This is a genomic window from Paraburkholderia madseniana, assembly GCF_009690905.1.
In the GTDB taxonomy this organism is placed as follows: Bacteria; Pseudomonadota; Gammaproteobacteria; order Burkholderiales; family Burkholderiaceae; genus Paraburkholderia; species Paraburkholderia madseniana.
The window spans coordinates 50,273-70,629 of the sequence record NZ_VOSW01000012.1 but is presented as its reverse complement, the minus strand read 5'-3'; the positions used below and the strand labels follow the sequence as shown (position 1 = coordinate 70,629).

The following is a 20,357-nucleotide window of genomic DNA, read 5'->3' as shown; positions in this document are numbered from 1 at the left end:
TTGCCGCCGGGATCACGTTGTACAACCCAGTTGCATAGGTGGTGTGTAGCGCGAAAAAAACGGAGCGGAAGTCCTCAGGACTTTCGCTCCGCTGCGCTAACGACAGAAACCGGCCGAGTCCCTGCCTACCCCCGCGTTAAATCACTTCGCACGTTCATCCGCTTAAGCGCCCGCACAAGCCCCTCAACGCCCCGCCACGCGCTTCAGAATCCGCTCGACACCTTCCACATACGTCGCCGTCCCGAACCGGCTCAACGCCGTCTGATAGCCATTTCTGACCAGCCTGTTACGCAGCTCGTCGTTCGAGCGCAACTCGGCGAGCGTATCGGCGAGACCATGCGCGTCGCCGGGGGTGCATAGCACGCCGTTCTCGTAATCGTCGATGATCTCCAGCACGCCGCCTGCGCGTGCCGCCACCACCGGCCGCTGCGCCAGCATCCCCTCGACGATCACGCGACCGAACGGCTCCGGCGTAATCGACGTATGGACGACCGCATCGACCGCGCACATGCAAGCCGGAATGTCGTGCTGGAAGCCGAGGAAATGCACCCGGCCACCGAGGTTATGCGCGGCGACGAAAGCATGCAGTTCGATCTCGTACGCGTCCTCGCCGAACAACGGCGCGCCCACCAGCACCGCATGCATCTGCGGATTGAGGACCATCGCTTCGAGCAACACGTGTTGGCCCTTCCAGCGCGCGAGGCGGCTGAACGAGCCGACCAGAAACGCATCCTGCGGCAGGTTCAGGCGCTGGCGCAACGTCGCTTGCGGGACCGTACGCAACGCGTCGAACGGCGCCGCGGAGATACCGTTGAACACCACGTCGATATGCTTTTTGTCGAAGTGCGTGAGTTCCGCGAAGGCGCGGGCGGAAGCCGCCGAATTGGCGATCACGTGCGTGAGGCCGAGGCGCGCGCACCACTTGATAATCGCCAGTTGCTTACCGCCAAAATGCTCGGGACTCACGATATCCCGCAGATGCCAGACCACCGGCCGCCTGGCAAGCTTGCCGGCAATCGCACCGATCACCATCGCGCGCTGCGTGTTCGCATAGATCACCTCGGCGTCGCGCGCGCGTTTCGCGGTGGCGCGCACGAGCGACATCAAGCCCTTGAGCGCCTGACCCTTCGGCAGCGAACCGCCCTGCTTACGCACATTGCGCAATGCGCCGGCATCCAGCACGTTGACAGTCACGCCAGCCTTCGCCAAAGCAGTGCGGAACGGGCCGTCGTCGAACAGTACGACTTCGATGCGCGAGCGCAAAGCTTTGACGATTTCCAGCAGCGATAACTCGGCGCCGCCGAGCACCCCACTCTGGTCGACCGCGAGGATGCGCGGTGCGTTGGCACCCGGCTCTGCTTTATACGGAACGTACGGCGGCAGCGTCGCCGAGCGCAATGCCGGCACCGAAGCCCGCACGTGGGCGAAGAAACGTTCGCGGAAATTCGCGGCCGAGAACTGCTCGGCGTTCGCGCGGCAATCCACTGGCGAAAAACGCTTCACGTGGCCGTCGAAACGCTCGACCGCCGCAATGATCGACTCGACGTTCTGCTCGTCGAAGAACATGCCGGTGGGCCGCGACTCGGACAGATCGCGCACGGTTTCAAGCGCCCCGCCCTTGCCGTAGGCGATCACCGGCGTGCCGCAGGCCTGCGCTTCGACCACTGAAATGCCGAAGTCTTCTTCCGCGGCGAACACGAAAGCTTTCGCGCGGCTCATCTTTTCCTTGAGCACCTTGAACGGCTGATAGCCCATGATCTCGACATTCGGCCCTGCCTTCGCGCGGATCTTCTGCATATCGGGGCCGTCGCCGATCACCACCAGCTTGCGCTCCGGCATCTGCGCGAACGCTTCGACGATCAGATCGATCTTCTTGTACGGCACCATCCGCGAGGCGGTCAGATAGAAATCATCCTTGTCGGTGCATAGCGCAAACGCTTCGACATCGACGGGCGGAAAGATCACCTGCGCTTCGCGCTGATAAACCTTCCTGATCCGCCGCGCGATGAAATCGGAGTTTGCAACAAAGCCGTCCACCGAGTTCGACGTGCGGATATCCCAGTTGCGGATGTAGTGCAGAATCAGCCGCGCCATCGCGGACTTCGGCCCGGCGGTCAGCTTCGACTGCTGCAGGTACTGATGCTGCAGATCCCATGCGTAGCGAATCGGCGAATGCACGTAGCTGATATGCACCTGATCGGGGCCGGTCAGAACGCCCTTCGCGACCGCGTGACTGCTGGAAATCACCACGTCGTAGGCCGACACGTCGAGCTGCTCGATCGCGAGCGGCATCAAGGGCAGATACGTGCGGTATTTGGTCCGTGCAAGCGGCAGTTTCTGGATGAACGAGGTGGTGACCGGCTTGCCACGCAGAAAGCTGCGGTCGTCGAGAAAATCGACGAGGCTGAACAGGTCCGCGTCCGGAAAGCACGCGACAATCTGTTCGAGCACCTTCTCGGCGCCCGCATAGGTGACGAGCCAGTCGTGCACGATCGCGACACGCACCGTCTTGTCGCTACGCAACGCCGAGCGGCGCGACGGCGCCTGAACACCGGGAACGGTGGTGAGTTCAGCCAGTGCGCTGCGCGTCGCGGGTTGCAGCACGGCTTCTTCAAGGACTTCGTGGTTCATGCGCTTTTCCTCGGATTCAGTCGCAACAGCAGTGAACGCGCAAGATCGCGCAAAGCGGGTGTCATCGTGATCGACCAGGCGACGTTCGCGCCAACCATCAACAGGCCGGCGACGATCGCCAAGGCGAGACTCGGCAGGAAGCTGGCAAGCCACAGGCTGGCCAGCAGAAAAGCGAGGTGGGCGAGCATGTCGAGCGCGATCTGGCGGGCGCGAATCGCCGACAGGCGCAGCAGCACCGCGTAATCGAACAGCGCCCGGCCGGCCACGGCCATCGCCGCGCCGGTCAAACCAAAATGCGTAATGCCGAGCCACAATGCCCCTGCAAACAAGGGCAATTCGAACAAACCGACCCGCGCGGCGGTGGCCGGGTTGACCTGTGACTGAATCAGAATCCGCGTGACGTTCGCCTGGCCGACGAGCCACACGGCAACGATCATGATCCGGCCCACCGGCGCGGCCACGGTGGCGATCTCATTGCCGACCCACAGATGCAGGAACGGTTCGAGCACCAGCATCGCGACCAACGCGACCGGCGTGAACACGCCGTTAAGGAATTCGAGCGATTGCTGCGTGATGGTGTCCGCATCCGCGCGGCCCACGGCTGAGAGGCGTGGAAACAACGTGCGCACCAGCGCGGTCGGCACGATATTCAGACGCGTCACGAGGTTCTGCGGCACCGTGTAGTAGGTGACGAAACGCGCGCCGAGACTCGTGCCGAGCATCACGCGGTCGAGCGATTCGGCGATCATGTTAGTGACGCTCGCAATCAGCATCCAGCCGCCGAAGTTGAAGAGCCCCTTTGCCACGCCGAGTTGCGGCGGCAGAACACTGCGGATGTCCAACACCTTCAGCGCGGAGCGGCCCAGCAGAATCGCTGCGAGAATCCGTGCGAACACCGCCGCGGCGAGTACGTTCTGCAAGGTCGCCCCCAGCCACAAAGCAGCGCCGAGCGGCAGCAACTGGAACAGGAAGGTGCCGATCGTCTGGTTGGTGTTGTAGACACCAAAGCGCTCCGCGCCGTTGATTGCACCGGCGAACACCCACGACACGTTGGCAATCGGAATCGCCACCGCGAGCCACGGCAGCGCCATATAGACCTCATGCTGCAACTCGGGCGACACCTTGGTGAAGTACGCGGTGTACAGAAACGCGCCGAAATAGATGATCAGGCCGCCGATCACACCCGTCGCGAGATTGAGCCACGTCGCGCTCCAGAACACGCGCGCGCTCTCGCCCTTGTCGCCCGAGGCGCGCGCCTTCGAGATGTGATTCTGCGCGGCCATGCTCATGCCAAGATCGAGAATCCCGAAGTAGCCGATCAGGGTCCACACGAGACTGATCACGCCGTAGCGCTCGACGCCGAGCAGCTTGATATACGACGGCACGGTCACGAGCGAGACGAAAGTCGGCAGCACCAACCCGAAGAAGTTGATCGCTACGTTCTTGAGAATGCCTTTGTCCATCGGATGCCTTGGGTTTGACTACATTTGCCTGGTATTGCGAAGAAAGCGGTCATGCCATGCGTTGTGTCATGGTTTCCAGCGATACATCATCACTTTCCCGCGCGCGTCTTCTTCGACGAACACGAGGTACTCGCCATTGCTGCGCTTCGCGGCGCTGATGCCGTTGGGCACATCGACCCAACCCGACGCGCTGCCCACTTCCGGGCCTGGACGGATCACGCCGATCTCCTTGCCGCTGTCCTTGTCCCACACGTGCACTGCGCCGACCGGCTCGACGCCGAATAGGTATTGCCCTTCAACGGTGAGGCCGATGATCGTGGCGATGGGTTTGGTTTGCGTCGTCCACGGCAGCGTGATCGAATAGCGCTGCACCGGATTGCCGCTCGACCATTTGTCGTAGCGCACCAGCACGCGGCCCACTTCTTTCCAGAAGCCGCGATCCACCGGCGTATCGGGCGTATAGCCGGTCACATACATCGTGTCGGTGTCGGGCTCGTAGATCGCGCGATGCAGTTCGGTGAACGGTTGCGGCACCGGGTACTGCGTCAGGTTCGAATACGAGTAGATCGGGTTGCCCTTCGCATCGAGTCCGCCGAAACGGAAGCGATAAATGCCCTTGTTATCGCGGGTGCGCCAGATGTCGCCTGCACTATCGACCCACCAGCCCCAGCCGCCCGCGAGCTTCGTGCCGCTCGTGTTGAGCGTGAATTCGTCCGTGTTGAACTTGCCGTCGCCGTTCACGTCGCGCCAGATCCAGTCGCCCCCCGGCGGCGCGTTCGGCACCTTGGAGACCGCGCGCTCACGCCCGGCGATGAAGCCCGAAGGAATCGCAGTCTCGCCGTCGTGCTGCGGATCGAAGCGATAGATCTTCAGGTGGTCCGCGTACATGTCGGTCAAGTACAGAAACGTGCGGCCCTTGAGCTTGCGAGCGATCGGCAAGCCGGGATATTGATCGGTGTGAAAGACCGGGTCGTCGGGATACTTGAAGCGGTTCGACAGAAAGCCCGCGTATTTCCAGTCCTGCCCCGCAGGCTTCGAGAGATCGAGTTCGAAGCGCTTGTTGCCGGTATAGACGCTGTCCGGACGCGACGGATCGATCCACGCGCCGTCGACGAACAACAAGCCTTGCACCTGCCAGTTCTGTTTGCCGTCCGGCGCGTAACTCTCGAGCGTGGCACCGAGGCCCGCGCCGATCGGTTCGTAGCGTGGTCCGATGCCGTTGGTCGACACATAGACGTTGCCGCGTGCATCCACGCCAACGCCGGTCAAACCGTTGAAGCGCTGCGGGCCTGGCTTGCCGGGCGTACCGCTGAAAATGCCACCGCGTTCACCGAGCGAGCCCGACTCCGCATAACGGCCGTTGCCCTTGCTGAAAAACAGCACCTGTTGGCGCGGACCGTTGTCCGCGATCAGAACGCGGCCCTGTGCATCCAAAGCGATATCGACCGCGACCGTATCGGCGGGCAACGTGAATGTTTCGTCGATGCGCTTGCCCGCGGCGGTGTAGTGCTCCACTTGCGGCGCCTTATCGTTGCGCGTGCCGCTCAACACCCAGAGCGTGCCGTCGGGGGCTAGCGCGATACGGCCCGGCTCGTGCACGGTCCAGGTTGTTTTCTGCTGCATCGATTCCGCGTCATACACTTCGATGCGATCGCGCGCCGTGTTCGCCGCGTAAAGCGTGGTGTCATTCGCCGCCATGCCGCCGATTTCGGCACTCGTGCCGGTCGGCACTTCGTTCATCATCAAAAAGCCCGCTGCGAGTTGCGCATGCGGGTCAGCGCTTTTCGCGGCCGGCTGGAACGGCGCGGCGCGCTTCGGATCGGCGATCTGCCGACGCGAAATGCCGAACCACTGTTTGCCCTTTTCCGGCCACACGCCCTGCTCGACCAGACGTCCTTTCTCGTTGCCGACTTCGATCGCCACGAAGGCGTACTTGCGATTCACCGCGATCGCGCTGCCGCCGCCGTTGCCCCAACCATGCGTGCCGCCCGCGAAGCCGAGCATCTTGCCGTTCTGGTAGACGCTCGCTTCGGCGCCGCTTTCGTCCCACGGCGCGTTCGTATAGACCTTGCCGTCAGGCGCGACCGCAATCGCGGTGATGTTGATCTGCGTCCACGTGCCATCGCCGAAACCGAAGGTGTTACCGATCCAGGAATTTTTCGCGTTCAACACGGTTTCCGCGGATGCCGTGAAGCTGACCGACGCCGCCGTCATTCCGGCCGCATAGGCAAACACAGCAATCCAGGTTTTGAACGTGAAACGGGCCAAAGTTATTCCTCCAATCAGGGCCGTGCCGCGATCAGGCAACGGGCCCGCGCGGATGCAAAATCCAATGAGATGACGGCTGAGGCCGCTAGCAGCGACGCAAGAACACGAGACTGATTCCCGCAAGACACGACGTATAAGAAGGGGCTTAGTAATCAGGCTCATCACAGCGCCCACGGTCCAACGCGAACCCGATCGAATACGAGCAGTCGGCGCGTGACGCACGCGCCATCCCCGGCCACCCGTCCACACGGCTCACATTACGCGGAAAGAATGCCGCGACGAAAATCGAAAATAATTCAAAAATATTCGGCGCTTTAAGCATCGTGAAAGAAAATGATTTAAAAATCGATTAAATGAAAATGGACGTGAACGCCTGCGTCCCGCAGTGCCCTTGCGCCCCATCCTTACCGATGTAGCCTGATTCCGGCTGCACTTCTTACGGATTGCGACAGCCACAAGGCACAAGCATAAAAATCTATTGCGAATGGATAACGAAACACCCTGTTGCAATCTGATTCATTTATCTATTTCATTCCCGTTTTTTCATCAATTTATTTTCCCTAGAATCGAATGCACTTCCGTTGCGACGCGAAGCGAGCGCGCCCTTGCCCTCAAGCCCTGTTCCTGACTTGAGAAGACTTGCGCGATCCTTCGCCCGGCCCATCCGCTTCACACCATGGACGGTTCATGACTGCTAGCGCACTGCCCTTAGCGCCTTCTCACTCTCGCCGCATCGTGCAGCTCGACGGTTTGCGCGCCATCGCTGTGCTCGCGGTATTCGCCCAGCACGCCTTGAAAGCGCCGCTGTGGATGGGCGTCGATCTGTTTTTTGTTTTGAGCGGTTTCCTGATTACCGGCATCCTGCTCGAACGAAAGGCGCGTCAGCAGTCGTATTTCGGCTATTTCTATGCACGCCGGGCGCGGCGCATCCTGCCGCCTTATCTGCTGCTGATGGCGGTGTCGTCGATTCTGTTCGGCTTCGGCTGGGCGCAGCACTGGCAGTGGTATGCGTTCTTCGCGACCAATATCGGCGACGCGCTCAATCAAAGCGGTCACGACAGCCTGAATGTGCTGTGGTCACTGGCGGTCGAAGAGCAGTTCTATATCTTCTGGCCGTTCGTGATCCTGCTGCTGCCCGAGCGCGTGCTCGGCTACGCGGCGGCCGCGTTGATCGTGCTGGTGCCGGTGCTGCGCGCGGTCGCCACGCCCTGGTTCGATTCGTTCTGGCCGATCTATTACCTGACGCCGTTCCGCATGGACCTGTTGGCGGCCGGCGCGTTGCTCGCCGTCGCCGTACGGCGCGATCGCAATGCACTCGAACCGTTCAAGGGTCTCGCCGTGCTCGGCTTTTTTGCCGCGCTCGCGGTGCTGGCGTGGCTGCATCTGCACTATCCGCGGTTCCGGGCGGCCAATACGCCGCTGTCGAACGCCGCGCTCTACAGCGTTTCGTTGGTGCTTTGTACTTCGGTCGTGGTCATCGCCCTGCAAAGCAAGGGCATCGTCAAGCGGCTGCTGTGCAACCCCGTGCTGGTCTATATCGGCACGATCAGCTACACGATCTATCTGATTCACCTGAGCGTGCTGTACACGCTGTGGCCGCTGCATCTGAACCGCTATCTGACCGCGGCGCTCGCACTCGCGATCACCCTCGCCTACGCCAGCATCACGTGGTTCGCGTTCGAAAAACGCTTGATCTTCGGCTCGGCAGGCAAAGCCCATGCGCCCGCCGGCAGCGTGTCGGGGGGCGCATCGCAAGCGCCGCAAAGCCGCGCATGAGGCGCCGCGCGTGGTTCGCTGCGGGCGTGTCGGCCGCTGCGTCAGTGCTGGTTTCGCTGACACTGGATGCGCACGCCAGCGGACCGGCATCGCAGGTGCTGGTCGACGCCTACGGCGATTCGACCACGCTCGGCATTACGTGCAGCGAAGGCCACTGCGGACCGCAGGCGCAAAACGCCGTGTCGTATCTGCAGGACGAATTGCAGGCCAGGTACGGTCAACGGGTGCGCGTCACGAACTACGGCGTGGGCGGCACGATGGCCAGCCAACTGCGCGACGGCACCGGCAACCGCCGCGCCGGCCCGACCGCCGGCCTGCCGTGGCAGGAACGGCTCGCCGCTTCGCCCGCGCAGATCGTGTTGATCAACTACGGCATTAACGAAGTGATGCGGAACCAGACGCCCGAGCAGTTTTACACGGCCGAAACGACGCTCGTGAAAACGGCCCGCGCGCTCGGCAAAGAGCCGGTTCTACAGACCTCGAACCCGATGCCCGACAACCGCCTGAACGCGCGGCTCGCCGCGATGGTCGCGATGACGCGACGGGTGGCCGCCGAACAGCAGGTGCCGCTCGTCGATCAGTTCGCGTACGTCAGCAATCTGCCGGACTGGAAGACGCTGATGTCCGACGGCGCGCATCCCAAGCCGGGTTTGTACCGGCTCAAGGCGGAACAGGATTTTCAGGTCGTCGATCCGCTGGTGCGGCGACTGCTGGACGGCACGCTTTGAAGCTCCTTTTTCAAGTGCACTTCTCTTTCTCTTTTACCAATATCGAAGGCAAGCTATGAGCCAACCACGCAAAGCGATCATCACCGGCGTATCCGGACAGGACGGCGCCTATCTGACCAAACTGCTGCTCGACAAGGGCTACCACGTGACCGGCACGTACCGGCGCACGAGTTCGGTCAATTTCTGGCGCATCCGTGAGCTCGGCGTGCTCGATCATCCGAATCTGCGTCTGGTCGAACACGACCTGACCGATCTGGGCTCGACGCTGCGCCTGCTCGAAGGCGCGCAGGCCGACGAGCTGTACAACCTCGCCGCGCAGAGCTTCGTGGGTGTCTCGTTCGACCAGCCCGTGACGACCGCCGAAGTGACCGGCATCGGCGCGTTGAATCTGCTCGAAGGCATCCGCATTCTGAATCCGAAGACCCGTTTTTATCAGGCGTCGACTTCGGAAATGTTCGGTCTCGTGCAGGCCGTGCCGCAACGCGAGGACACGCCTTTCTATCCGCGCAGCCCGTATGGTGTGGCCAAGCTGTTCGCGCACTGGTCGACCATCAACTATCGCGAGTCGTACAACCTGTTTGCGAGCAGCGGGATTCTGTTCAATCACGAATCGCCGCTACGTGGCCGTGAATTCGTCACCCGCAAGATCACGGACACCGTCGCGAAGATCAAGCTCGGCAAACAGGATGCGCTGGAGCTCGGCAACCTGAGCGCCAAGCGCGACTGGGGCTTCGCGCTCGAATACGTGGAAGGCATGTGGCGCATGCTGCAAGCCGATGAACCCGACACCTTCGTGCTCGCCACCGGCCGCACCGAGACGGTTCGCGACTTCGTACGCATGGCGTTCGCCGCCGCGGGGTATCAGATCGAATGGTCGGGCAAGGAAGAGCGCGAGACCGGCATCGACGTGGCAACCGGCAAGACGCTGGTGCGCGTGAATCCGAAGTTCTATCGCCCGGCGGAAGTGGATCTGCTGATCGGTTGCGCGGACAAGGCGCACGAGAAGCTCGGCTGGAAGCCGGAAACCACGCTTGAACAGTTGTGCCACATGATGGTTCATGCGGACCTTGGCCGGAACGAGCATCACGAGACGTTCTGATTCTGTCCTGAGTGTCGGCTGCGCGGGCAGCCGTCACTCCATGAAAAAAGGCCTGATCGCAATGATTCAGGCCTTTTTTCTATTCCGTCACAAAGCCCTTCAGTGCACCCCACCCGCCGCGATCGCCTCGCTATACACCGACGCCACACGCTTCGCGATCACCGAATTATCGAAGTTCTCGCGCGCATAACGGCGGCATGCATCGGCATCCGGCAACTTCAGTGAGCCGTTCAACGCGCCTGCCAGGCCTTCCGCAATCGCCTTCGCGCCGGTCTCCGGCAACACCAGATTCGGCGACAGACCTGCCACCGCTTCGGGCAAACCGCCGACCGGCGTCACCAGCACCGGCGTGCCGGAAGCCAGCGATTCAACGGTAATCAGCCCGAAGCCCTCCAACGCCACCGTCGGCACCACGCTGATATTCGCCGCACGGTACAACGCAGCCAGATGCTGATCGGGCACGAAGCCCAGCAGCTTCACGTTGTCCTCGAGGCCCGCCTCGGTGATACGTGCCTGCAACTCGCCTTCGAGCCGCCCCTTGCCCGCGATCAGCAACAGCACATCGGGTTCGGTGCGCTTGAGCAGCTTCACCGCATCGATCAGATCTTCGAGACCCATGCGGCGCACCAGACGCCGCACGGCCAGCACGATCGGCCGGTCTTGCGGCAGTTGCAGCTTCAGACGCGCCTCGGCCGGCGTGATCGGCAGATTGAACTGCTCGACATCCACGCAGCCCGGCACGACGCGCACGCGGTCCGGCGCGATGCGATAGCGCGAAGTCAAAATCTTGCCAAAGGCTTCCGACAAGACGATCAGCCGGGATGAGCGCGCATACACCGATTGCTCCAGATAGCGCTTCGCGCGCTGACCGAGCGAATCGGCGCCTTCGACGTGACTCTCGTCGGCCCACGGTCCCTGAAAATGCGAGACCTGCGGAATGCCGCGCGTCACGTCGAGACCCGGAAACGTGTACAGCGCGAAGTGCGACGAAATCACGTCGGGACGCGAGGTGCTGATCTCCTGGCGCAGCGCGCGGCGTGCTGCCATCAACCGCAGCGGCAGCGATTGCGCGGCGGAACCGAAACCGTTGATCGCGCCACCGGTGTCCGCAGCCACTTTGGGTGAGCCGGCCACCACGCCGCGCACCGCGACGCCCGCGCCCGGCAATGCGCCGACTAGCGAGTAGTACATGCGGTCGAGGCCGCCCGCGCGTTCCGGAAACCAGTGCATCCCGATCTGCAGCGATTTGATTGATCTTGTGGTCATAGTTGTTGTCCCTGAGCGTTCTGAGCGTTGTGGTGGATTGTCTGCCCGGCCAGCGTGTTCAGCGTCAGCGCGTCGGTCTTGGCGACCACCGTGGCTTCCGCTTCGCTGCGTCGGCGGTCCTTCTGCTGCCCCGCCAGTTGCCGGTACAGCGCGATGTATTGCGCGGCCATCCGCGCCCAGCCGAAGCCGGTCGCAAGTTCGTTGGCGGCGACGCCCATCGCGCGGCGTGCGTCGTCGTTGTCAGCAAGACGTGCGATAGCGCCCGCCAATGCCTTGGGATCGTCCGGATCGTCGAGCACGATGCCGCATTCCGGCGTGATGATTTCCGCACCGCCCGCCGTGCGCGCCGTGACCACCGGCAGACCCGCGGCCATCGCTTCGAGCAGCGACAGGCTCATCGCTTCATAGCGTGACGGGAACACGAACGCGTCGACCGAATGCATCAGCACCGGCATTTCCTTGACCAGCCCGAGAAAATGCACGCGATGCGCAATGCCGAGCGCCTTCGCTTCTTCCGGATACGGGCTGCCCGGCAGAAAACCGGCCACTGCGATCTGCACGTGTTCGGGCAGATGCTTGAGCGCTTGCAACACCGTGCCGAGGTTCTTGCGCGGCGTGCGCAAGTCGCCGACGAACAGCAGCAGGAACGCGTCCGCCGGCAAGCCGAACTTCGCGCGGTCGCCCGTGGCAGCCGCGAAACCTTGCGTATCGACGCCGTTGTAGATCACGTCGACCCGGTTATGAGGCGTCAGTCCGATCGCGCGAATTTCATCGGCGACCTTTTGCGACACCGCCGTAATCACCTTCGAGCGCCGGTAAGCCCAGCGTTCGAGCAACGCGTTGCAGCGCGTATAGACCGACTGATACGCGGACCACACGCCCTTTGTGAGCCCGAACGGGTAATACTTGCTGCCGAACCAGCCGCTATGCACGAAGTGCGAGGTGTTGACGTCGGCCGGCACCCACGTGATGAAGCCGTTCACGTGCAGCACGTCGAATTCGCGGCGATGTGCGCGCAGCCACATCGCACTTTTGAACGCGAACACCTGCTGGCGCAGCAGATTGGTGGGCCACCAGCGGCCGATCTTCATCGGCACCCAGCGGACGTTCGGATGCGCGAGCAAATCCGGCGCAACGTGCGACGCAACCAGCGTCACAGCGATGTTTTCCTCGAGGGCGGCGCGCGCAATCTCGTGGTTGACGCGCCCCTGGCCGTCGTTATGGCGCACGACGTGCGTGACAATGGCGACTCTCAATCAGTGCCTCCGTGGAAAAGTAGCGTGCGTCTGCGGTTCATCTTTTCGTAGTGCACCGCGGATAGGATCGAAAAAACACTCATGAAAAGCAGCAGCCCGCCGGTGCCGACCAGCGAATTGGTGAACACCAGCATCGCGAAGGTCGCAAGACTGAGACTCAGGCAGGCCGAAACGAATTTGTCGTTGCGCAGCTTGAACGACGCGAGCGCCGCGCGCACCACCAGCCACACGATGCCGGACATGTAGAGCAAGGTGCCGGGCCAGCCGAGCACGAACGGGATGTTCATCACGCCGCTGTCGAAGTTGCCGTACTGGCCGAGCTGACCGCCGTCGTTCGAGAGCTTGGTCGAGGTGCCGGTCGCGCCCATGCCTTCGCCGGAGACGTCGGTAAAGGCCGTCTTCGCGAAGGTCGCGTAGAACTCGTTACGCGCGGCGTAGCTCTGGTCGTCGCTCAGGTTGACGAGCGTGTTCAGGCGCGCCTGCATCCGCTCGGCCACCGGGCCGACCGTGAGCAGCGGCACGCAAAGACCGGCAAGCAGCACCGCACTCGCAACGATCCGCACGCGCACCTTGTTGTTCGCCTTGACCAGTTGGATCAGGAGCGCGATCACCCAGCCGCCCCACGTCGAGCGCACGAGGCTCAGCGCGAAAGCAAAGAAGCCCAGCGCCGCAGCAACCCAGCGCACGCGATGCGTCGCCGCCATCACGTAGACCATCGCGCCCATCATCGCGAACGCGAACGGTCCCGACGAGTTCATCGTGCTGAACACGCGCACGCCCATCGGCACAGGATCGCCCTGCGAATTCATCTGCGAGCCGAGCATCCACAGCGCGTCCCACGGCGGCATGATGAAGAACTGGATCAGGCCGTAGCCGCCCATCACCAGCATGCCCCAGATGAAGGTACTCACGATCGTGTCGCGATACTTCGGGTACTGACGCGTGTGCGCCATGATGTGAAAACCGATCAGAATCGGATAGAGCCAGTTCGCGAGGTCATACGTCGCGGCGAGCGGCCCGCTCGACATCACGCCGATCATGAACGCGTAGGCGAGCCCCATCAGAACCAGCAGCACCGGCAGGCCGCGCCGCTGCGAAAGCAGCTTGTAGTAGCGGAGCAAGGACAAGGCACTGATCATCGTCACCGCGAGCGGCGCGACCTGGATCAGGCTGGTGGGCGTGAACGAGCCTTTGGACCAGTCGGCGAGACGCCGCACCTCCGGGCTCAGGAACCACAGCCACCACATGAAGCCGATGTAGCGCGCCGGGCTCTTGAAGTAGAGCCACAGGCCCGTCAGGATCGCGAGCACCGGGAATCCAAGCGTGAGCACCGTGCCCTGATGCGCGATGATCAACATCACTGTGATCAGCCACAGTAAGGCTTCCGGCAGCCACTCCTTGCGAGCGCCGGACAGTGCCCGCTCCGCGTTATCGCCGCCTCGCGCAATCGTCGACATCGTTTAGAGGCCTCCGCGTGATTCGCGCGGGCCAGGGCGTTGGCCTTGCCCCTGGCTGCCCGCGCGAACTCGCGCCGGCTGGTTCACCGCGGCGGCGGTCGCCGCGGCACGCGGCGCCTTTGCCACGGCATCGGCGTCGGCCGCACCGGCCACAACACGTCCGCGCGACGCTGCGCGCGCCCGCAGCATCTCCTGCGTAATTCTCACGTGCTGCATCGCATAGTTCTGCGTGGTCAGATCGCGCGACAGCAAACCGGCGGCGGCCGCCTGCGCCTGGCGCAATGCATCCGCAGGAGAGGCGGCGAGCTGGTCCACCGCCTCGCGCAACGCCTGCGGATTGAACGGCGGAATGTAAGCCGCCTCGCCCGCCGGAAAATAATCCTGCAGCGCACCGACGTTGGTGACCACCATCGGCTTGCCGACCGCCGCCGCTTCCAGCATCACGGTAATGCCCGAGGCGTGCGAATTCGGCCGCAGCGGCACGACGATCACGTCGGCCCAGTCGTAGAGTTCGTGCTGCTTCTTGATACCGGAGAACAACGCGATCTCCACGTTCGGCGCGCGCAGCGAGGCGGGAATCCGTCGGCGTGTCGCGAGCTTCACCGCGTAGCGCGCATCGTTGCCGAAGGCCTTGATGAGCGTTTCCCAATCGCGGTCGCGATCGTTGCCGATCGCCGCGATGCGGATCGGCGTGTGCGGCGTCCATTCGGTCGGCGTCTTTACGGGAAAGTCCTGCGTGTTCAGGCCGTATAAGAGCGGCTTCGCGTCGCGATTGAAATAGCGCTGGCACAGTTCGGCGTTTTCGCTGGCGAGCGTAGTCAACTGGTCGGCGCGCGTCATCAGCTTGCGATACAGCCAGCGGCGCAGAATTCCATAGGAAGGCCATTTATCGAGCAGCCACACGCTTTGCGCCAACAGCAAGGGGCTGGCATCAGCGCCCGCCTTGCGGCCGCTCAGCAGCAGCATCAGCGCCGCGGACAGCCATTCCTGCTCGGTATGCGTCCAGATCACGTCCGAGCGCAGCATCTCGTCGCGGTTGCGCCACGTATGGATGAAGTCGAACCCGAACGCCGCCTTCAGCGCGCGGCGCAGCAAACGCACGGGTTTGCTTTCGCGCGCGTCCTGCGAATAGGTCAGCCTGAACGCATCGGATTCGGCATGGTGATAACCGTACAGGCAGCCGATGTCATCGCCCGGCCGGTAAAAGCGCGGGTCGGCGCCGTAAAACAGATGAACGTGAACTTTCGTACTCATGCAGACACTCCGCTCTGCCGGTGGAAAGGGGCATCGGCCTGCGCGAGCAGGCGCCAGTGCCGATGCACGAACGTGCAGGACGTTTGGGACACGTGAGCGCTCGCGGGCTTCACGCGGTCCGGGACAACGCGCGGCGCGCCTCATGTGCGCCTGTGCGCACCGCACGCCAGCGCGACAGCCTCAGGCTCGCCTGTTTCGAAACCAGAGCAAGCGCGGCGTGCGTGAGGCCCGGATAGACGCGCGTGCCCACCAGCGTCCACCACCACCACGCGGTTTCGCGGCGCAGCGGCGGCAACTGATCGCGCAGGATAAGGTGGAAGTTGAAGGCAGCATTACGCAACGCCGCCATGGTTTGCGCGTCGCGCCGGTCGTCGTCGAAACGCTCGGCCGGGAAATGGTCGACGGCCACGCGCGGGTCGTACATCAGCTTCCAGCCGGCGTTCTTGACGGCGAGGCTGAAGGCCATATCGTTGTGAACCTGAGCGCCCGCGCCACGCAGGCGCTGATCGAAACGGATCGTGCGAATCGCGTCGCGCCGATAGCTCATGTTGGCGCCCTTCAGGATGTCGACTTCGCGCGCACCACCCACACCCAGGTGGTGATTGCCGATGATCTTGCCGTGCGCCGTGACCTTGCCGACCAGCGGCCGTTCGCCATCGAGCACGCGGCCTTTTTCATGCACCCAGTCGCGGCCACCCAGCGCACCAAGGCGCGCATCGCTTTCGAACGCGGCAGCAATACGTTGGACCCAGTCGACGTGCGGCGCGGCGTCGTCGTCGGTAATCGCGATCACGTCGCCCTTGGCCGCATCCAGTCCGCGATTCAGGGCCGCGACCTGGCCGGGCACCTCCACCAGCGCGACGGATAGCGGCAACGTGCCCGGCACGGCGGGATCACGCAGGCAAGCATGGGTCGCTTCGTCGTCGGCGCGTGCGACCACCACCACTTCGTCCGGCGCGCGCGACTGCCGCTGCAGCGCGGCGAGGCAGCGCGCGAGATCGGCCGGGCGGCGGTAAGTCGGAACCAGTACCGTCACTTTCATCGTGATGTCCTTTTCTATCGTGTTTGCGCTGGCATCAGCCCACTGGGCTCAGCCTCGTGGCTCAGGTGCTTAGATATTCCTCGACCGCTGCATAGCCACGGGCATAACCGCCTCGCGAACGCGCCGGCATCCCGTTGAAGATGCCGCCCTGCACGTGCACGCCGGCTGCGCGCAGGCGCTTCAATGCCTCCGCGATCTCGCCTTCGTTGTGCACGCCCGAGCGAATCACGAAGAAAGTCGAACCGGCATACGCGCCGATGATCGACGCATCGGTCACGGCCAGCACTGGCGGCGTGTCGATCAGGATCACGTCGTAGCGCTTGGCGAGGCCGTCCAGGTATTGCGGAAGACGCGGCGACATCAGCAGTTCCGACGGATTCGGCGGACGACGGCCGCACGAGATGAAGCTCAAGCCTTCGACGTTCGAGGCGCGGATCGCTTCTTCGAGCGAGATCTGCCCGCTCAGCAATTCCGACAGACCGTTTTCCTGCGCACCGCCCACGTAACGCTCGAGCACGCCGCGGCGCATATCGCCGTCGATCATCAGCACGCGTTTGCCCGAGTTCGCGAGCAGCACCGCCAGATTGACCGTCAGGAAGCTCTTGCCGACACCGGACATGGGACCTGTCAGCATGACGATGCGGTTCTTCGCGTCCAACATCGTGAACTGCATGGACGTGCGCAGGCTGCGCAGGCTTTCGATCGTGACGTCCTTCGGCCGCGCGTTCGCCAGTACCGAGCGCAGGCGTTCGCCGCCGCGCTGGAAGCCGCTTTCGAGCACAGCCTGTTCGGCGCTCAAAGGCACGAGGCCGTACACCGGCAGATGGAACGCGCGCTCGATATGGTCGGGGTCGTCGATGCCCTTGAACATATTGCGCCGCAGGAACACGAAACCGGTGCCGCAGATCAGGCCCAGAATCACTGCCGCCGAGAGAATCAGCACCTTCTTCGGCTTGACCGGCGCGCCCGGGCGCATCGCCTGGTCGACGATATGCACGTTGCCGCCGGTACCGGCTTTCTGCACCGACAACTCCTGCACGCGGTTGAGCAGCAGCACGTAGATGTCTTCCGCCACCTTGGCGTCACGTTGCAACTGCACGGCCTTCACTTCGGTTGCCGGCAGATCGCGGAAGCGGTCAGCGTATTTGGCGCGTTGCGCCTCCAGTTCGGCCATCTGCCGACGCGCGGCAACGAGCATCGGATGGTCGTCGCCGTAACGCTCGGTCAACTGCGCCATCTGCAGACGCAAACCGGCAATCTGCTGCTCGTACTGCACGCTGCCTTCGAGGTAGACCTTCGCTTCGTCGCTCGCATTGATCGAACCGGATTGACGCTGGTAAGCGGTCAACGCGGCTTCGGCGCGTTCGAGATCGGACTTCAGGCGCGGCTCTTCGCTCTTCAGGAAGTCGAGCATCTTGCTGGCGTCGACCTGTTTGTTCGACACGTGCTGACGGACATACGACTGCGCGAGCGCATTGGCCACCAGCGCGGCGTGCTCAGGGCTCTTGTCATCCAGCGAGATCTGGATCACGCCGGTCTGCTTGCCCTGCTCCTGCACGGTGATCGCCGACTGGAACGCGCTGATCGCGTCGAGGTCGTTAAAACGCGTCACGGTGAACTCTTCGCCCGGACGGGCCACCAGCTTGTTGACGAGGATCGTCACGCCGCCGCCCTGCTCCTGCTGGCCAACCTGGCCGCGCAGCAGCAGTGTGCCGTTCTTTGCATAGAGTTCGTAGTGCTGTTCGTCGAACACCTTCATCGTCAGCTTCTCGCCTTCGAGCGCCGACACCACGTCGAGCGAATCGATCTCGGCCTCTTCACCGCCCCAGGCGTATGAAGCCAGACCCAGCCACGGCGGCGCCGGCTGGCCCGGCGTCGCCATGTGCGCGGCAATGCTGCCAAGCAGCGGAATCGTCTTCGGCACGACGCTGAAGTTCAGCTTCAGTTGCTGGACCACCGGGCCGACTACGCCGCGGCTCTTGATGATTTCGATTTCGGCGTCGGTCGGCAGCGAAGTCGAGCCGGTCGTGATGGCCGCGCCCGTTTGCGTCTGCGTGAGCGCCTGCGAGGTGTTGTCGGACTGCTCGACCCGCACGTGCGCATCGGCCGAATAGATCGGCTTGGCGAGGAAACAGTACGCCGCGGCCAGCGCGACGATCACGCCGGCGATCGCGATCAGCCACCAGATGTCGTCGAGGATCACCTGCACCAGTTGCCCGAGGACGACGTCCTCTTCTTCGGTCTTGATCGGACCGGCCATGTGTGGAGAGATTTGGTTGCTCACAATTCGATCCCGTTTCGGTTGCTTCGGCGTGGGCTTCAGCGTGTGCTCTGGCATGTGCTTGCGCGTTTGCCTCGGCGTTTGCTTCGGTCCCGCGCCCTTTGAGAGCGGCGCGGGCCTGTCGACGGCTCAGACAGTTATCTCGTCAACTGCTTCAGGTAGAACAACGTCTGTACGCTCGGCAGGACTTGCTGCAACACACGGTTGAACGTGGTCGAAGCGGCGGTGCCCACATACACGACATCCATCGGCTGCAACTGGAACTGGGACGACAACATGATCGCGTCGGGCTGCGTCATGTCGAGGCGGTACACGTCCGGCGTGGTCGGATGCTCGCGCATGCCGCGCATCACGAAGATCTGGCGCGGATTGGCGTCCGTGTCGAGAATGCCGCCCGACTGGGTGAGCGCGTCGGCGATCGTCAGGCGGCCCTTCACCATCGGCAGCTGGATCGGCGTCTTCACTTCGCCCATCACGAAGATGCGGCTGTCGTTGTGATCCGGCACGTTGATCACGTCGCCGTTTTGCAGCATGACGTTCTGCGTGGTGTCGCCCTGGTCGAGCATGCGGTTGGCGTCAAGCACGTACAGCTTGTTGTTGCGCGTGAGACGCACGCGCTGGATGTCGGCGTCGCTGTTGGTGCCGCCCGAGCGCGTGATCGCGTCGACCAGCGTGAGCGGCACGTCGCTGATGGCGAGCGGGCCCGGCGTCTTCACGTCACCGGTCACCTGCACTTTCTGGCCGCGGTACGACAGCACGCGCACGTCGACCTGCGGATTGCGGATGTAGCGCACGAGGCCGGTGCTCAACTGATCGCGCACTTCACTCACGGTCTTGCCCGCGGCCTTGATGCGGCCGACGAACGGGAAAAAGATCGTGCCGTCGGGGGCAATCGTCTGGCCGTACGGATCGGCCTGGCCCGGCAGCGCGGCGGTATACGGCTGCTGCAAGGCGCCGCCGATCGACTGCGTGGTGTTGCCGCCCGCGGACAGCGTGCTGCCCTGCGGGGTGGTCAATTCCGGGTGGTCCCACACGGTGATGCCGAGAATGTCCTGCGGCGAGAGCCGGTATACGTACTGCGACGGATCGCTATAGTGCGAAGTCGGCAGCGCCTGTTGCGCGGCAGTGGCTTGCGCCTGTGCTTGCGCCGCAACCAGCGGGCCGTCGATCAGATGCACCGGATAGGTTTCGTTAGCTTGCTGACCCTGATGCTGGCCGTCGTCTTTCAGACGGGACGTGTCGAGGTAATTGCCAGGTGCGGTAGCGCAGGCCGACAGAAAGGACGTCAGCAAAAGCGTGGCGGCGAGTTTCGAATTGACGTTCGCGAATGTGTGTGCAGTGCGTTTTTTCATCAGCATATTTTCTTCAGCCATCCCATGACCAGGTGTTCGATGAGCACGAGACTCTCCCTATAGTCGGCTTCCTTGCCGCCGTGCGGATCGGCGACGTCGGAGTCGTCTTCCCACTTGCCGAGCGGATAGACCTTGCCGCGCGAAGCCGGATCGAGCGCTTCGACAGCGCTCACCTGCGCGCGCTCGCTGACGAGCACGAGATCGGCTGCGCGCACGAGCTCGCGGTCGAGGCGCCGCGAATAGTGGATGCCGGAGGCGACGCCCTGCTCGGCGAGCAGGCGCCGCATCACCGGGTCCATGGCGTGGCCGTTGGTGGCGCGGAGACCCGCCGAATGAAACGCGATCGGCGCTGAGGACGGCCGCGACGGCGCGCGCTGCCGGGCCTTGAACAGCATCTCGGCTGCGGGCGAACGGCACACGTTGGCGTGGCAGACGATCAGAACGTTGGCGAACATGGCGGGCTCCTTAGTGAGGCTTCGGCGGC

14 protein-coding genes are annotated in these 20,357 nt (G+C 63.3%); 3 read left to right on the top strand and 11 right to left on the bottom strand.

The features are described from left to right. Positions 1-183 precede the first annotated feature (183 nt). From FSO04_RS08680 to FSO04_RS08670, 3 genes are all read right to left on the bottom strand, one after another. Positions 184-2,631 carry a glycosyltransferase family 4 protein gene (locus tag FSO04_RS08680; RefSeq protein WP_154559285.1) on the bottom strand — a complete coding sequence of 816 codons (2,448 nt, stop codon included), beginning with the start codon at positions 2,629-2,631 and terminating at the stop codon, positions 184-186. After that, on the bottom strand, positions 2,628-4,094 hold the full coding sequence (locus FSO04_RS08675) for a flippase (protein WP_154559284.1): 1,467 nt from the start codon (positions 4,092-4,094) through the stop codon (positions 2,628-2,630). Before FSO04_RS08675 ends, FSO04_RS08680 begins: the two co-directional genes overlap by 4 nt. Before the next feature lie 66 nt (positions 4,095-4,160). Continuing rightward, positions 4,161-6,362 (bottom strand): NHL repeat-containing protein, encoded by a 2,202-nt coding sequence (locus FSO04_RS08670; protein WP_154559283.1) that lies wholly within the window; start codon positions 6,360-6,362, stop codon positions 4,161-4,163. A gap of 687 nt (positions 6,363-7,049) precedes the next feature. On the opposite strand from FSO04_RS08670, the gene FSO04_RS08665 reads away from it, so the two are divergent. The 3 genes from FSO04_RS08665 to gmd are packed head-to-tail and all read left to right on the top strand — an operon-like array spanning position 7,050 to position 9,965. Further along, on the top strand, positions 7,050-8,138 hold the full coding sequence (locus tag FSO04_RS08665) for an acyltransferase family protein (RefSeq protein WP_154559282.1): 1,089 nt from the start codon (positions 7,050-7,052) through the stop codon (positions 8,136-8,138). Continuing rightward, a complete protein-coding gene (locus FSO04_RS08660) occupies positions 8,135-8,866 on the top strand; it encodes an SGNH/GDSL hydrolase family protein (protein WP_154559281.1) in 732 nt (243 codons plus the stop codon). The genes FSO04_RS08665 and FSO04_RS08660 overlap by 4 nt, the downstream gene beginning before the upstream one ends. Positions 8,867-8,921: 55 nt before the next feature. Further along, on the top strand, positions 8,922-9,965 hold the full coding sequence (gmd, locus tag FSO04_RS08655) for a GDP-mannose 4,6-dehydratase (protein ID WP_154559280.1): 1,044 nt from the start codon (positions 8,922-8,924) through the stop codon (positions 9,963-9,965). 99 nt (positions 9,966-10,064) lie between these two features. Here the strand turns inward: gmd and FSO04_RS08650 are convergent, their stop codons facing one another. The 8 genes from FSO04_RS08650 to FSO04_RS08615 all read right to left on the bottom strand — a co-directional run bounded on the left by FSO04_RS08650 (position 10,065) and on the right by FSO04_RS08615 (position 20,328). After that, the gene (locus tag FSO04_RS08650; RefSeq protein WP_154559279.1) at positions 10,065-11,231 is read right to left on the bottom strand and encodes a glycosyltransferase family 4 protein; all 1,167 of its coding nucleotides are present in this window, start codon (positions 11,229-11,231) and stop codon (positions 10,065-10,067) included. Further along, entirely contained in the window at positions 11,228-12,487 is a 1,260-nt protein-coding gene (locus FSO04_RS08645) for a glycosyltransferase family 4 protein (RefSeq protein WP_154559278.1), read from the bottom strand. The genes FSO04_RS08650 and FSO04_RS08645 overlap by 4 nt, the downstream gene beginning before the upstream one ends. Then, positions 12,484-13,944, bottom strand: a complete 1,461-nt coding sequence (locus tag FSO04_RS08640; protein ID WP_154559277.1) for a glucose-6-phosphate isomerase — start codon at positions 13,942-13,944, stop codon at positions 12,484-12,486. Before FSO04_RS08640 ends, FSO04_RS08645 begins: the two co-directional genes overlap by 4 nt. A gap of 3 nt (positions 13,945-13,947) precedes the next feature. Continuing rightward, positions 13,948-15,198 carry a glycosyltransferase family 4 protein gene (locus tag FSO04_RS08635; protein WP_233464778.1) on the bottom strand — a complete coding sequence of 417 codons (1,251 nt, stop codon included), beginning with the start codon at positions 15,196-15,198 and terminating at the stop codon, positions 13,948-13,950. A gap of 109 nt (positions 15,199-15,307) precedes the next feature. Then, a complete protein-coding gene (locus FSO04_RS08630; RefSeq protein ID WP_154559276.1) occupies positions 15,308-16,240 on the bottom strand; it encodes a glycosyltransferase family 2 protein in 933 nt (310 codons plus the stop codon). Between the two features lie 61 nt (positions 16,241-16,301). Beyond that, positions 16,302-18,500, bottom strand: coding sequence for a polysaccharide biosynthesis tyrosine autokinase (locus FSO04_RS08625; protein ID WP_154559330.1), 2,199 nt, complete (start codon positions 18,498-18,500; stop codon positions 16,302-16,304). A gap of 158 nt (positions 18,501-18,658) precedes the next feature. Next, complete coding sequence (locus FSO04_RS08620; protein WP_154559275.1) at positions 18,659-19,879, bottom strand: polysaccharide biosynthesis/export family protein; 1,221 nt, start codon at positions 19,877-19,879, stop codon at positions 18,659-18,661. After that, positions 19,873-20,328 (bottom strand): arsenate reductase/protein-tyrosine-phosphatase family protein, encoded by a 456-nt coding sequence (locus FSO04_RS08615; protein WP_154559274.1) that lies wholly within the window; start codon positions 20,326-20,328, stop codon positions 19,873-19,875. The genes FSO04_RS08620 and FSO04_RS08615 overlap by 7 nt, the downstream gene beginning before the upstream one ends. Positions 20,329-20,357 lie beyond the last annotated feature (29 nt).

Coding starts and splice junctions, on each gene's coding strand:
- FSO04_RS08620 (WP_154559275.1), bottom strand. CDS start 19,879: ATGCTGATGAAAAAACGCACTGCACACACATTCGCGAACGTCAATTCG.
- FSO04_RS08675 (WP_154559284.1), bottom strand. CDS start 4,094: ATGGACAAAGGCATTCTCAAGAACGTAGCGATCAACTTCTTCGGGTTG.
- FSO04_RS08665 (WP_154559282.1), top strand. CDS start 7,050: ATGACTGCTAGCGCACTGCCCTTAGCGCCTTCTCACTCTCGCCGCATC.
- FSO04_RS08660 (WP_154559281.1), top strand. CDS start 8,135: ATGAGGCGCCGCGCGTGGTTCGCTGCGGGCGTGTCGGCCGCTGCGTCA.
- FSO04_RS08680 (WP_154559285.1), bottom strand. CDS start 2,631: ATGAACCACGAAGTCCTTGAAGAAGCCGTGCTGCAACCCGCGACGCGC.
- FSO04_RS08630 (WP_154559276.1), bottom strand. CDS start 16,240: ATGAAAGTGACGGTACTGGTTCCGACTTACCGCCGCCCGGCCGATCTC.
- FSO04_RS08635 (WP_233464778.1), bottom strand. CDS start 15,198: ATGAGTACGAAAGTTCACGTTCATCTGTTTTACGGCGCCGACCCGCGC.
- FSO04_RS08640 (WP_154559277.1), bottom strand. CDS start 13,944: ATGTCGACGATTGCGCGAGGCGGCGATAACGCGGAGCGGGCACTGTCC.
- FSO04_RS08625 (WP_154559330.1), bottom strand. CDS start 18,500: ATGGCCGGTCCGATCAAGACCGAAGAAGAGGACGTCGTCCTCGGGCAA.
- FSO04_RS08650 (WP_154559279.1), bottom strand. CDS start 11,231: ATGACCACAAGATCAATCAAATCGCTGCAGATCGGGATGCACTGGTTT.
- FSO04_RS08615 (WP_154559274.1), bottom strand. CDS start 20,328: ATGTTCGCCAACGTTCTGATCGTCTGCCACGCCAACGTGTGCCGTTCG.
- gmd (WP_154559280.1), top strand. CDS start 8,922: ATGAGCCAACCACGCAAAGCGATCATCACCGGCGTATCCGGACAGGAC.